This window comes from Chloroflexia bacterium SDU3-3 (assembly GCA_009268125.1).
Classification (GTDB): Bacteria; Chloroflexota; Chloroflexia; order Chloroflexales; family Roseiflexaceae; genus SDU3-3.
This window is the reverse complement of the sequence record WBOU01000005.1, coordinates 331,187-344,974: the sequence shown is the minus strand read 5'-3', so window position 1 is coordinate 344,974 and position 13,788 is coordinate 331,187. Positions and strand designations below refer to the sequence as shown.

Annotated in this window: 11 protein-coding genes; 8 read left to right on the top strand and 3 right to left on the bottom strand. The window is 67.1% G+C overall.

What is annotated here, in order from left to right:
• The first annotated feature begins 55 nt into the window (after positions 1-55).
• Genes F8S13_10675 through F8S13_10660 form a run of 4 tightly spaced genes read left to right on the top strand, consistent with a single transcriptional unit; the run spans position 56 to position 4,123 of the window.
• Positions 56-886 (top strand): ABC transporter ATP-binding protein, encoded by an 831-nt coding sequence (locus tag F8S13_10675; protein ID KAB8143466.1) that lies wholly within the window; start codon positions 56-58, stop codon positions 884-886.
• Positions 886-1,701, top strand: a complete 816-nt coding sequence (locus F8S13_10670) for an ABC transporter permease (GenBank protein ID KAB8143465.1) — start codon at positions 886-888, stop codon at positions 1,699-1,701. The genes F8S13_10675 and F8S13_10670 overlap by 1 nt, the downstream gene beginning before the upstream one ends.
• A gap of 47 nt (positions 1,702-1,748) precedes the next feature.
• Positions 1,749-2,273: an adenylyl-sulfate kinase gene (cysC, locus tag F8S13_10665; GenBank protein KAB8143464.1), complete on the top strand. Its 525-nt coding sequence runs from the start codon at positions 1,749-1,751 to the stop codon at positions 2,271-2,273.
• A complete protein-coding gene (locus tag F8S13_10660; protein KAB8143463.1) occupies positions 2,273-4,123 on the top strand; it encodes an NADPH-dependent assimilatory sulfite reductase hemoprotein subunit in 1,851 nt (616 codons plus the stop codon). Before cysC ends, F8S13_10660 begins: the two co-directional genes overlap by 1 nt.
• 78 nt (positions 4,124-4,201) lie before the next feature.
• Here F8S13_10660 and F8S13_10655 read toward each other — a convergent pair whose 3' ends face one another.
• On the bottom strand, positions 4,202-5,326 hold the full coding sequence (locus F8S13_10655; protein ID KAB8143462.1) for a PQQ-binding-like beta-propeller repeat protein: 1,125 nt from the start codon (positions 5,324-5,326) through the stop codon (positions 4,202-4,204).
• Positions 5,327-5,370: 44 nt separating this feature from the next.
• Between F8S13_10655 and F8S13_10650 the strand changes: the two genes are divergently transcribed.
• Positions 5,371-6,273 (top strand): phosphatase PAP2 family protein, encoded by a 903-nt coding sequence (locus F8S13_10650; protein KAB8143461.1) that lies wholly within the window; start codon positions 5,371-5,373, stop codon positions 6,271-6,273.
• A gap of 774 nt (positions 6,274-7,047) precedes the next feature.
• Positions 7,048-8,100: a flippase-like domain-containing protein gene (locus F8S13_10645; protein ID KAB8143460.1), complete on the top strand. Its 1,053-nt coding sequence runs from the start codon at positions 7,048-7,050 to the stop codon at positions 8,098-8,100.
• A 73-nt stretch (positions 8,101-8,173) separates the two neighbouring features.
• Here F8S13_10645 and F8S13_10640 read toward each other — a convergent pair whose 3' ends face one another.
• Complete coding sequence (locus tag F8S13_10640; protein KAB8143459.1) at positions 8,174-8,854, bottom strand: hypothetical protein; 681 nt, start codon at positions 8,852-8,854, stop codon at positions 8,174-8,176.
• A gap of 647 nt (positions 8,855-9,501) precedes the next feature.
• Between F8S13_10640 and aspS the strand changes: the two genes are divergently transcribed.
• The gene (aspS, locus tag F8S13_10635; protein KAB8143458.1) at positions 9,502-10,809 is read left to right on the top strand and encodes an aspartate--tRNA(Asn) ligase; all 1,308 of its coding nucleotides are present in this window, start codon (positions 9,502-9,504) and stop codon (positions 10,807-10,809) included.
• Between the two features lie 73 nt (positions 10,810-10,882).
• Here aspS and F8S13_10630 read toward each other — a convergent pair whose 3' ends face one another.
• A complete protein-coding gene (locus F8S13_10630) occupies positions 10,883-11,761 on the bottom strand; it encodes an alpha/beta hydrolase (protein ID KAB8143457.1) in 879 nt (292 codons plus the stop codon).
• Positions 11,762-12,157: 396 nt separating this feature from the next.
• Between F8S13_10630 and F8S13_10625 the strand changes: the two genes are divergently transcribed.
• A complete protein-coding gene (locus tag F8S13_10625) occupies positions 12,158-13,561 on the top strand; it encodes a hypothetical protein (protein ID KAB8143456.1) in 1,404 nt (467 codons plus the stop codon).
• Positions 13,562-13,788 lie beyond the last annotated feature (227 nt).

Genomic DNA, 13,788 nt, shown 5'->3' with positions numbered 1-13,788 from the left:
GAAGACGCCCCGCCTCAGGCCGCAGCGCCTGGGGCGGGCCACGGGGAGCTATCACATGGTCGAACGAGTTTCTGGGGTGGCGGTGAACACACAGCGCAACGTGTCGGCATCCGAGCCGACCAGCGGCGGCATCCCGCTGCGGGTAGAGGGCGTCTCCAAGCAGTTTGTGAGCCGCGCTGGCCTGGTGACGGCGCTTGAGCCGACCACGCTCGACATCGCCGCTGGCGAGTTCGTGTGCCTGCTGGGGCCGAGCGGCTGCGGCAAATCCACGCTGCTCAGCATCATCGCCGGGCTAGATGCGCCCACCAGCGGCACGATCTACGCCAACGGCCAGGCCATCCAAGGCCCAGGCACCGAGCGCGTGCTGCTGTTCCAGGAGGCGGCGCTGTTTCCCTGGCTGGATGTGCAGCACAACGTGGAGTACGGCATGCGCCAGCTAGGCGTGCCCGCCCGCGAGCGCGCCGACCGCGCCCGTGAGCTGCTGGGCGTGGTCGGCCTCCAGGGCTTCGAGCGCAGCTACGTGCACCAGCTCTCCGGCGGCATGCGGCAGCGCGCCGCCATCGCCCGCGCGCTGGCCATCAACCCCTCGGTGCTGCTGATGGATGAGCCGTTCGGCGCGCTGGATGCGCTCACCCGCGACCGCCTGCACGCCGAGCTAGAGGCGATCTGGTCCAGCACGCGCAAGACCATCGTGTTTGTGACCCACAACGTGCGCGAGGCCGTGGCCCTGGGCGACCGCGTGCTGGTGTTCTCGCCCCGCCCGGGCCGCGTGATCGCCGACTACCGCATCGACCTGCCGCGCACCCGCAGTCTGGAGGATCCGGCCCTGGCCCACAAGGCCGCCGAGATCCTGGGCGTGCTGCGCACCGCCATGGAGGCCGCCTGATGAGCAACGACGCCCTGCCCATCCAGCGCACCGCATCTGCCGCGCTGGCCGAGTCGGCTGGCCCCTGGCTGCGGCGGCTGGCCTTCTACCTGGCGCTGCTGGCCGGGTGGGAGCTGGTGGCCCGCGCGGGCATCTGGCCGCCCTACCTGCTGCCCGGCCCGATCGAGGTGCTGCGCACGCTGTGGGCGGGCATCACCACCGGCGGCTTCCTGACCGCCACCCTGGTGAGCCTGAAGCGCCTGGCGATCGGCTACGGCATCTCGCTGGCCATCGGCGTGGTGCTGGGCCTGCTGATCGGTCGGATTAAGTGGCTGAACGAGACGCTCGGCTCGCTGGTGCTGGGCCTGCAGGCCCTGCCCAGCGTGTGCTGGCTGCCGCTCTCCATCCTCTGGTTCGGCCTGAACGAGCGGGCGATTATCTTCGTGGTGGTGATGGGCGCGCTGTTCTCGATCACGCTGGGCGTGGAGGCGGGCGTCAAGAACACGCCGCCGATCTTCCTGCGCGCCGCCCGCACCCTGGGCACGCGCGGCCCCGCCGTGTACACCCAAGTGGTGCTGCCCGCCGCCCTGCCCACCATCCTGGGCGGCCTGAAGCAGGGCTGGTCGTTCGCGTGGCGCAGCCTGATGGCGGGCGAGCTGCTGTACTTTACGCTCAGCCTGGGCAACCTGCTGCAGACCGGGCGCGACCTGAACGACGCCGCCCAGGTGATGGCCGTGATGATCCTGATCATCATGGTGGGCGTCGCCATCGACCGTATCATCTTCGCCCCGATCGAGCACCGCGTGCGCGTGCGCTGGGGCCTGACCGAATCGTAGTTCCCGCTGATTTTTCTACCGACTATTTGCTGTCTGAAGGAGCGAACATGTCCACCGGCTTTACGATCTGGTTCACTGGGCTGTCTGGCGCTGGAAAGTCGACCCTCTCCGAGATCATCGAGAAAGACCTGCGCGAGCGCGGCAAGAAGGTAGAGGTGCTGGATGGCGACGTGGTGCGCACCAACCTCTCCAAGGGCCTTGGGTTCTCGAAGGAGGACCGCGACACCAACATCCGCCGCATCGGCTGGGTGTGCGAGGTGCTGACCCGCAACGACGTGGTGGCGATCTCCGCCGCGATCTCGCCCTACCGCGCGATCCGCGACGAGCTGCGCGGCAAGATCGGCAACTTCGTCGAGGTGTACGTGCACGTGCCGCTGGAGGTCGCGATCGAGCGCGATGTGAAGGGTCTGTACAAGAAGGCGCTGGCGGGCGAGATCACCCAGTTCACCGGCGTGAGCGACCCCTACGAGGAGCCGCTGAACCCCGAGGTGGTGGTGGATTCCGCCGAGGAGACCCCGCAGGAGAGCGCGGCCAAGATCATCCGCAAGCTGGAGGAGCTGGGGTATCTCTAATGCAGCTGGGGTTCACGCGGGCCTACGCCGCCCTTCGTCTTTTTTGCCGTGGTGTGGTATTCTCCCCGCGTGCCCCCCATCGCATGCATTTCGGCACGGTCACCCAGCATCTGCCAGCGCTCCTGGCGACTATGAGGAGTCTCCCTATGTCTGAGGAAACACCCGAGCTGTCCCACGTTGAGCATCTGAAGATCGAGAACGGCCTCGGCGGCCTGATCTTTGATGAGATGCGCGATCTCTCGACGGAGAATGTCTCCGACGATGCGAACCAGCTACTGAAGTTCCACGGCTCCTACCAGCAGGACAACCGCGACGAGCGCCAGGCGCGCAAGAAGCAGGGGCTGGGCCGCGCCTGGTCGTTCATGGTGCGCACCAAGTTCGCTGGCGGGCGGCTGACCGCCGAGCAGTACCTGCTGGCCGACGAGCTGGCCACCAAGTACGCCAACGGCACGCTGCGCATCACCACGCGGCAGGATTTCCAGTTCCACGGCGTGGGCAAGGCCAACATGAAGCCGCTCATCCGCGCGCTGAACGAGCGCTGGATGACCACCTACGGCGGCTGCGGCGACGTGGCCCGCAACTTCATGGCCTGCCCGGTGGCCGACCTGCTGCCCGGCTACGACTTCGACTTCCAGGAGCTGGCGCTGAAGATCAGCGACCACTTCCTGCCCGAGTCCACCGCCTACTACGAGCTGTGGCTCGACGGCGAGAAGTTCCTCTCCGACGGCACGCGCGTGAAGGTCGCCCCCACCCGCAGCGAGTCGTTCTACGGCACGCAGTACATGCCGCGCAAGCACAAGATGGCCATCGGCCTGCCGAACGATAACTGCGTGGACATCTTCACCCACGATCTGGCGCTGGAGGCGGTGCTGGGCGAGGGCGGCGCGGTGCGCGGCTTCAACCTGCTGGCCGGCGGCGGCCTGGGCAGCACCCACGGCAAGGCCGAGACCTTCCCGCGCCTGGCCGACCGCGTGGGCTTCACCACGCCCGATCAGGCCCAGAGCGTGATCGAGGCCGCCAGCGCGGTCTACCGCGACTCGGGCGACCGCAGCAACCGCCGCCACGCCCGCCTGAAGTATGTGCTGGCCGAGCGCGGCGTGCAGTGGTTCCGCGACGAGGTCTCCAAGGTGCTGGGCTACGAGCTGGCCGCGCCCGCCGAGGTGCCCACCTACGAGGTGCACGACCACCTGGGCTGGGAGCAGCAGAAGGATGGCCGCTGGCTGGTGGGCATCTGGGTCGAGAACGGGCGCATCAAGAACGACGCGACCACCCGCAGCAAGGAGGGCCTGCGCGCGATCATCGAGCGCTTCCGCCCCGAGATACGCCTGACCGCCCAGCAGAACCTGGTGCTGGTGAACATCGACGAGGCCGACAAGGCGGCGCTGCAGGAGCAGCTGGATGCCTACGGCCTGCGCACATCTGGCGGCGAGCTGAGCGAGCTGCGGCGCTACGCCATGGCCTGCGTGGCCATGCCCACCTGCGGCCTGGCTGTGGCCGAGAGCGAGCGCTTCCTGCCCAAGGTGATCGGCCAGCTCGAAGAGCGCGGCTACGGCAGCGAGCGCGTGTGGATCCGCATGAGCGGCTGCCACAACGCCTGCTCGCGCCCGCCCACGGCGGAGATCGGCATCGTCGGGCGCAGCCTGAACCTCTACAACGTGTTCGTGGGCGGCAGCTTCGAGGGCACCCGCCTGGCCCGGCTGTACAAGTCGGATGTGCGCGGCGACGTGCTGGCCGATGTGCTGGCCGAGGCCTTCGACCAGTGGCGCGGCACGCGGCGCGAGGGCGAGGCCTTCGGCGACTGGGCCGCGCGCACCCTCGTGCCCACCGACGAGGTGCTCTGGGCCAGCTAGGCCCCGGCGCAGCGCGAGACACAGAGCAGCAGGGCGCGGCCACCGCATGGTGGCCGCGCCCTGCTGCGTGCTACGGCCCTATGTGACCTTCCGCCGCCCGCGCGGCTTGGGCGCGGGCGGGTGGGTATCGTCGGCGAAGCAGTAGTAGTAGCCATCGTGGCAACCAAACACCAGGTAACCATCGGCGGCGGCGAGCGCGGTATGGATCCCCCCACGCGTATGGTAGACCCACAGCTCCTCGCCGGTGCTGCGATCGAGGCAGGACAGCCCATAGCGCGAAGGAACGTAGAGATACGCCCCGCTCACCAGTGGGGGTGCTCCATCGCAGCTGAAGTGTCCCCTGTTGTCAATAAGCTCCCGCTCCCGCTCCCAGATAATCGCACCGGTCGCCGCATCAACGCAGCTGATGCCTGCATCGGTACCCAGATACAGCCGCTGGTCGGCCAAGGTGACGCCCGTATGCACATTGATGCCCTGGCGCTGCGGATGATACAGGCTCGATGGGATCGCCCAGCGCACCTGCCCCGTCGCACGGTCCAAGGCGAGCAACCGTCCCCGCTCAAGCGGCACATACACCGTCGTCTCATCCGCGATAATATTCCAAAGCGCACTTTCTTTTGGCGCGAGTGGAGTAGTCCAAATCAGCGACCCATCGCTGGTACGCAGAGCCGCCACCTGTTTTTCACCCTCTTGATGGCGAGTAATAAAGATCACCTCTTGATCGAGGGCAGGAATAAGCGATCCATGCACATAAACCCCAAGCTCTACCTGCCAGCGCATCTGTTGTTGGCGAATATCATAGGCACAGAGCGAGGTGCTCTGTGCGATGTTTCTATCGGCGCTGAGCGAATGGCTCATCCAATAGACGATGCCTTGGTCACATAAAGGTGACACCTCCCGTGCTGCCGTGGTCGTAACCTGCCACACAGGCTGGCCATCCGTTTGGTCAAGCGCACCAATCCCGCCCTCATAGGCAAATAGCAATAATCCGTCGACAAGACAGAGCGAACGGCCCATACCTGATAATCGCTTTGTCTCATAGATGAGCGCCCCCGTAGCCAAATCGAGCGCAAGGACGGACAAGGGGGACATGTAGACACGCCCATCTTGGATCGCGGCAGTCCCCCAGTTGTACACACGGGTGCGGTAGCGCCACACGAGGTGTAGAGGCGGCGCGATCTGGGGCGCGGGGTGGCTGGTCATCGGAGGTGCTCCCGGTCATATGATGGCGCTATAGAAAATGAAACATGCGTGCTGCCTTCTGCTATCGTATCATTCTGGATGAATCGCTGTCAATAGATGCTGCCCTCGCGGGCAAAAAACTTGCTCTTCCCCCACCAGCGAGACAACCAAAGAAGGACACGACCATGCACGAGCAATCTGCCCCACCCCAGCCCGGCGGCCCCGACGATGCGGCCCGCCTGCTGCCCCTCGGAAAGATCGGCGCGACCCTCGCTGCGGGCGCGGCGTTCTGCGCGCTGGCCGCGATGCTGTTTGTCTGGCTGGCCCACGGTGCGCTGGGCGACCGCTACATCCACCTGGATGACGGCCTCATCCTCTGGCTGCACGCGCGCGCCACCCCCGCGCTCAGCGCGGCCATGCTGCTCCTCACCACCATCGGCGAGCCCATGGTGCTGGGGCTGCTGGTGGCCTTGATGGCGCTGGGCCTCTACCTCAAGCACCGCTGGGTCGACGCGGCGGCTCTGGTGCTGGCGGCGGCGGGCGGCGGCGTGCTCAACCAGTTGCTCAAGGGCCTCTACCAGCGCGTGCGCCCCGATCTGACCCCACGCACCTTCGATGTGGCGGGCTACAGCTTCCCCAGCGGCCACGCCATGGGCGCGATGGTGTGCTACGGCATGCTGGCCGTGGTGCTCTGGCGGCTGCTGCGCGGCACGCGCCTGCGCCCGGCGGTCTGGCCCGCCGCCACACTGATCATCCTGGGCGTCGGCCTCTCGCGGGTCTACTTCGGCGTCCACTTCCCCACCGATATCCTGGGCGGCTACCTGGCCGGGGCGATCTGGCTGGCCTGCTGCATCGTGGCGCTGCGTATCGCCACCTGGCGCTGGGAGGATCGGACGACTCACCGCGAGGGTGCGAAGGCGCAAAGGGAACCCATTCACCACCAAGACACCAAGGCAACAAGGTTCTGAAGGGACCAAGAGACCAAGGAAATAAAAGGTGTAAGGAAATGGTGGGCAGCCAGCCCTACCCACCTAGCCCATGCGGCGAAGGTGCCGCTAACGTTTTGATGGCCATATGCACGAACACCAGCGGCCAGCATTCGGCATAGGAACGCCTCAAATTGGGAGAATCGAAAGGGGTTACACTCCCTCGCGGGGTTGCTTGGGTCCTGCCCCGAGCAACCCCGCGTATGGCATGCACCACTATCCAAAAATACCCACTATCGACGAAGGTGCACCCTGGCCAAATCAATGGCAATGCACATGTTTACCAAAACGCCCACCAGGGGAAGTGACGGAGGAACACGTAGAATGAAAGATCCGCCTGGACAATAGCACATCCTCTGGGAAAATAGCAGCGCAATGTGGTAGAACAATAAAATGACTATTAAAGATATACATCGGCTCATAGATACAAATAGATCGATGCGGGGTGTAAAACTAGAGAAGATTCCCCTGCCGCAGCGCCAAGCTGTACTCCAGGGCCTATGCGTTTTCTAAAACCAATGCATCAAGATCAAGCGAACAATGCTGAAACCAGAGGATGTGTTCCCTTTTGCCCCTTGGAGTCTTGGAGTCTTGATGGTAAAACGTTCTGCCGAACCAGAGTGCACCGCCCCTGCGATCCCGCGCCCCCAAGCGTGACAGCCCGCGTGGCTCTCGTGTATACTGCCGGAAAGAGCGTGCAACACAACAGAGAGATTGGGCGTCCACCCCACAGGGCCGCGCTGCGAAAGGAAGTGTATGAATCTCCGGCGTTTTCAGATCGCTTTGAGTCTTATTCTGACAGCGGTTGTCATCTACCTCATCTACCAAAACTTTGCGCACATTCTTGACTCCCTCAAGCTGACTCTCTCGGCCCAACCCCTGTGGATTGCCCTCGCCTTCGTGCTGGAGCTGGTCGGTTTCTTCATCGCCTCGCAGGTCTACCGCGTGGGGCTGCACTCGCTGGGCTACAAGGGCTTCAGCGCCCTGCGCCTGTGGGCGGTGGCCATGATCGCCATCGTTATGAGCCAGTCCTTCCCCGCCGGGGGCGTGGCCAGCTACGCATTTATCGTGCACTCGTTCCGACGGCGCGGCGTCACGGCGGCCCACTCGGCGCTGCTGGCCACCCTAGAGGCGCTGAGCTACACCACGGCCATGATCATCCTTTTTGGCTTCAGCCTGTTCTTCATCGGCGTGCGCGGCAACTTTGGCCGCGCCGAGACCGACAGCCTGATCGCGGCGGCGGTGGGCGTGGTGGTGGTGGGCGTGGTGGTGTTTGTGCTCACCCGCGAGGAGGCGCTGCTGCTGCGCTGGGCCATGTGGGTCAAGCGCCTGCTGGAGCAGATCGCGCGCCGCACCTGGGATGACGGCCTGGTGCTGCGGGCCATCGGCGAGCTGGCGCGGGGCCGCGAGATGATCACGGCGCGCTGGACCGACCTGCTGCTGCTGATCGGCGTGCAGCTCACGGCGCTGACCATCCACAGCGTGGCGCTGATGCTGGTGCTCTACAGCCTGGGCACGCTCACCTCGCTGTGGGTGGTGCTAGCCGCCTTCGGCGTGGCCCTGATCTCCAGCACCTTCAACGTGCTGCCGGGCGGCGGCGGCACGGTGGAGACGGCGATCACGCTGACCCTGCAGGGCCTGGGCGTGGGCAACGCGGCCATCCCCTCCACGCTGATCTTCCGCGTGCTGAACTACTGGTGCATGGTGCCGATCGCGGTGGTGAGCTACCGCTTGCTGATGCGCGGCATCTCGCGCGAGTCCGACGCCCCCGAGCCGCCCGCCGAGGCTGAGGCGGCGCAGGGCAAGTAGCGTATCGCAGTAAGGCCCGCCGCACGCGCCCGATGGCGTGCGGCGGGCCTCGTCGTCTCTCAGGGCGGCGGGGCTAGAACGGCAGCTGCGGCAGCGCCGCCAGGGCGTCGCCCAGCAGCTTGCCCAGCAGCAGCGCCGATGGCGCAGCCCCGGCCATGTCGGCCAGCAGCTTCTTGGCGCTCTCCAGCTTCGACTCGGCGCGGGCCTTGTCGGGCGCGGCGCGGTCGATGGCCTTGATCGCCCCATCCACATCGTCGCGCACATCCTCGGCGGTGTCGGCGGGCACATCCTTGGCCTTGTCCAGCTCGGCCTTAAACGCACGCAGCGCGGCCAGGAACTCATCCTTTCCAGCGCTCGCGCCGAGGTTCAGATCCCCGGCGATGTTGTACACGTTGCCCTGCACGTTCCAGTTTGACTGGTTGAACACGCTTCCTCCTGACGGCCCGACCGGGCCATAGAATGTGCCGCCGTGAATAGTGACATTTCCACCGCCTGGCACAGGGGCCTGTGAGGCCTGGCCCTGCGGCGGCACCTCCACATCGTCTGGGTGATCCTCGGCGGGCAGACCCCAGCCGCGCAGCACGCCCTTGATGCGCGCGATCTGCGTGCGGTTCTCGCGGATGCTGTTGGTGACGACCGGGGTGGCGTGGGCTTCGCCGCCCTGGAGCGCGTGCTGCCTCAGCAGCACCTCTAGGTTTCTGCGGTGGATCGAGAGCAGCTCCTGCTGGTGGCGGATATCCTCTTGCGCTGGCATGGGCTTCGCTTTCTCGCTGCGGAGACTGCTGTGATGATAGCACGCGGTGCGGGGCCTGATCAAGGGGACGTGGCGTATAGGTTCCAATGGTCAGAACGTATACGCCCGCACAGGGCTGACCTCGGAGGGGTGGTGCTGGTGAGGCGGGCGGCATCAGGGTTGGCTCTATAGCGGCCCCTTCTGAACCTTGGAGCCTTGGAGTCCTGGTGGTGATTTGGTTTGTTCGCCTTCGTGCCTTTGCGTCTTCGTGGTATTCGTTGCCCATCGGCTCGTTCCGCTGACATCGGCCAAAAGGCCTTTGACATCGTGCGGCGCAGCTGGTATGCTTCCATGCGAAAGCGATGACGGAGACAAGTAGCGGGGATGAGCAGAGCCTCAGAGAGCTGCGCAGAGCTGTGAGCGCGGCCTCCGCTCCCCTGGCGAAGACCCTCCCGAGCGCGGGGAGAACCGCGGCCTGCGCCGCACAGTAAGCCCCGCCGCCCTGCCCCCGTTAGCGGGCACCCGAAGGCCGGCGCGCCCCTCCAGCGCGCACGGCGAAATGCGGTGGCACCACGAGCTGGCCCCCCTCGTCCGCATGGCGAGCGGGGGCTATGTTTGCCCCTCGCACGCAGCCTGCGGCGAGCGGCACAATCTTGTGGAGGCACCCCATGGAACACGCCCGTATCTGGTCCACCGAGATCGGCCAGCACAGCGGCGAGACCGTCCGCCTGTGCGGCTGGCTGCACCGCCTGCGCCAGCTGGCCAACGTCAGCTTCCTCATCCTCCGCGACGCCAAGGGCCTCGCCCAGATCGTGATCGACGACCCCGCGCTGGCCGCGCAGGTGGCTGCGCTGCACCCCGAGACCGTGCTGAGCATTACGGGGCAGGCGGTGGCCGTGCCGCAGGCCCCGGGCGGTGTCGAGATCCACGCGCCGCAGGTCGAGGTGCTCTCGCGCTCGCACGAGCCGCCGCCCTTCGACATGTTCCGGCCCACGATCAAGGCCCAGCTGCCCACCATCCTGGATCACGCGCCGCTGGCGCTGCGCCACCTGCGCCACCGCGCGATCTTCGCGCTCTCGTCGGCATCCATGCGCGGCTTCCGCGAGACGCTGCGCGGCATGGCGTTCACCGAGATCCAGACACCCAAGGTGGTGGCCTCGGCCACCGAGGGCGGCGCGAACGTGTTTGCGATCGAGTACTTTGGCCAGAAGGCCTACCTGGCGCAGAGCCCGCAGTTCTACAAGCAGACCATGGTCGGTGTGTTCGAGCGGGTGTTCGAGGTCGCGCCGGTGTTCCGCGCCGAGCCGCACGACACGCCGCGCCACTTGAACGAGTACGTGTCGCTCGACTGCGAGCTGGGCTTCATCCGCGACCACCGCGACGTGATGGCCGTGCTCACCACGGCGCTGCGGGGCATGATCGCCAGCATGCGCGAGGACGCCGCCGAGGCGCTGTCCCTGCTGAAGGTGGCCCTGCCCGAGGTGCCCGAGCAGATCCCGGCTATCCACTTCACCGAGGCGCTGGAGCTGATCTACCGCGAGACCGGCGAGGACGCGCGCCACGAGCCGGACCTGGCCCCCGCGCACGAGCGCTGGCTGGGCGAGTGGGCCAAGCGGACGCACGGGTCGGAGTTCCTGTTCGTGTGGGGCTACCCGATGGCCAAGCGGCCCTTCTACACCCACGCCGACCCTGAGCGCCCGGCCTACTCGAATAGCTTCGACCTGCTGTTTCGCGGGCTGGAGCTGGTGACGGGCGGCCAGCGGCTGCACCGCTACGAGGACTACCTGGCGGCGCTGGAGGCGCGGGGCATCGCCGCCGAGCCGTTCGAGAGCTACCTGATGGCCTTCAAGTACGGCATGCCGCCACACGGCGGCTTCGCCATCGGCCTAGAGCGCTGGCTGGCCCGCATGATCGAGGTGCCGAACGTGCGCGAGACCACGCTCTTCCCGCGTGACCTGAACCGGCTTGCGCCCTAGGCCGTTTGCTTGGCGCAAAAAGGCGGCTGGGGATTGCTTCCCCAGCCGCCTTTTTGCGCCAGACCCGCCCCGCCTAGCTGTTGTCGCGGGTGCGCTGGAGCCAGCCCTCGATGATAGTGTCGTACATGTGGGGACGCTCGGCGAACAGTAGGTGGCCAGCGCCCTCCAGCATGGCCAGCTCGGCCCCCGGCACCAGCCGCGCGATCAGGCGCGACTGCTCGGGCGGCACGGTCGGGTCGCTGTCGCCCGCCAGCACCAGGGTCTGGGCGCGGATGCTGGGCAGCATGTCGGCGATGCTGATGTCGGGCATGCGGCGGTAGTACATGGCCACCATGTCCATGTCCTGGTGCACCCAGTCGGCGTAGATATGGCTGATCAGCGTCGAGAGCTGGGGGTAGCGGTTGAAGGTGGCGCGGTCGGCCACCAGGGTGGGCCACACGAAGCGGCGGAAGAAGCCCTGGCTCAGGTGGCTGAGCTGCCAGAGGATGCGGAAGCGGCGGTAGTGCGGCGGCGTGTCGCGCAGCCATGCCTGGTAGGTGCCCAGCATGCCGGTCCAGCCGCCCTCGGCGAAGCCCGAGATCGAGACCACGCGGCGCACCAGCTGCGGCTCGTGGGCCGCCAGGGCCAGCGCGGCGAATCCGCCGGTGGAGATGCCCGCCACGGTCACAGGGCGATCGCCCACCAGCTGGCGGATGGTGGCGGCCAGCAGCCGCGCGATGCTGGCCGCATCCAGCGCGCTCTCGGGCATGTTGGGCGGGAAGGCCCCCGGGAAGTGGCCGGGGAGCGTCAGCGCGTGGCACGGGCCGTGGCGGGTGAACAGATCGTCGGTGCGCCAGAAGCTGGGGGAGAGGTTGATGCCGTGGAGCAGGATGATCGGTTCGCCGTCGGCGTCGGGGTTGAGCGCGAGCGCGGCGAGCTTGTGATCTTCTATGTGGAGCTTGTGGAGCAGCATGGGCGTTCCTGGCGCTTGGTCGGTAGCGCCGCACGCGGGCGCCTACTGGCAGTATAGCAGAGCGGCCCCGCTGCGGGCGGCCCATGGCGTAGTACTCTGGTCGCCAGCGCCGTGTGGTTTTTCTAGCACCCCTCGCAGAGTCCATGTTTGCAACGGCGGCTTAAATATCTAGATGCGGGCTATCCTCAGTGGATATTGTAGGTTTTTTGACATAAGAGAAGATGCACGAGCGCTGCCGCTTCTTTCCCCCTGTGCCTTGGCGTCTTCGTGGTTATCCCGCTCCCACTGTATGGGCGAGTTCGTGGTATCCTAGCGGGCAACCCGGCCCAGCCGAAGAGAGGAACCGCCAATTGGTGCCGACAGCCACGCTCCGCTGCCTGCGCCAGAGCCAACCGCATGAACCTACGACGCCTGACCGCCCTGCTCGCCCTCGCCGCTGCCGCGCTGACGCTGCTCACCTACCGCGCGCTGCCCGCCCGCCCCTTCGCCGCCGACGACTTCCAGTGGCTGATCGGCGGCTACACCTACAGTTTCCCCAAGATGCTGCGGGGCGCGTTTGATATTGAACAGAGCCACTTCTACCGCCCGCTGATCTGGGTGGCTTTCTGGGTGCAGGGCCACAGCTTCGGGCTGGGCTGGGGCGGCTTCCACGCGGCCAGCATGGCGCTGCACGCGGCCAACGCCGCGCTGGCGGGCCTGCTGGTGTGGCGGCTGTCCGGTGGGCGCGGTTGGGTCGCCGGGCTGGCCACCTGCGCGGTGGCGGTGCACCCCGCGCCCTTCGAGGCGGTGGTCTGGATCTCGGCCCAGAGCGACCTGCTGGCCTGCCTGTGGCTGCTGCTGATGGCGCACGCCTGGGTGGGTGCCTGGGGCGCGGCGGGGGCGCGGCGCGAGTGGGGGCTGCGCGCGCTGGCCGCGCTGTGCATGGCGCTGGCGCTGCTGTCCAAGGAGAGCGCGATCGCGGCCCTGCCGCTGCTGGTGCTGGCCGACGGCTGGCTAGCCCAGGGCGACACGCGCCGCTGGCTTGGCCGCCCCGCCGCCTGGGCGCGCTACGCCCTGCCCGCGCTGATTACGGTGGTCTACCTGGCCATCCAGCTCCACATCGAGCAGCGCAACTATGTGGTAGGTGGCGGGCACTACGGCCTAGGGCTGCATGTGGCGCTCAACCCGCTGCGCGCCATCGCGCTGCTGGCCGCGCCGCTGCCCGGCAGCGAGCGGGCCGACGCCGCCTGGCTGGTGTGGCTGGGCGGCGCGCTGGTGCTGGCGCTGCTGGCGCAGGCCGGGGCCGCGCTAGCCCGCCGCCGCGCCCTTGGCGGGCTGCTGGCCCTGGCCGCGCTGGGCTGCACCCTGGCCCCCACCGCGCCCTTCACCGCGCCGCCCAACGCGCGCTACCTCTACCTGCCCATGATCGTGGCGGCCTGCGCCGCTGGCGTGGCCCTGGGGCGGCTGCCCTGGCCGCGCGGGCGCTGGGCAGCGGGCGCGCTGGCCGCCCTGGCCGCCCTGGCCCTAGCCTACGGCGCAGCCGAGAGCTACGCCCGCGAGCAGCGCTTCGCCGCCGCCACCGGCGCTGGCGGCAGCCTGTTCCGCCTTGCGCTCGACACCTGCGCCCAGCGCAAGGTCGAGCGTATGATCGTGCTCAACCCGCCCGTGGCCGAGGACCACGCCCGCGCCGCTATCCGCCTGGCCTGCGGCAAGCGCACCACGCCCGTCTTCGCCCCCACATGGGAGATCGCCGAGGCCAACTACGAGCAGGGCGCGCTGATCGTCGACTTCCCCGATGGCAGCGCGCGGATCGCCCGCTAGGGAGAAAAGAGCGCTCTCTGCTGCGTTTATATAGAGCAGAGCAACAGAGCACCCGCCAGCTGGCCGACGCAGGCAGGGCCTATACACACTTGATTCACCGAACCTTCTTTACCACGAAGACGCGAAGGATCGTCCGAATCTTCGCGCCTGGTGGTGGTTGGTTCCCTTTTCTTGGTGTCTTGGAGTCTTCGTGGTAAAAGAATCGGCGCCCTGTCGAGAACACATAG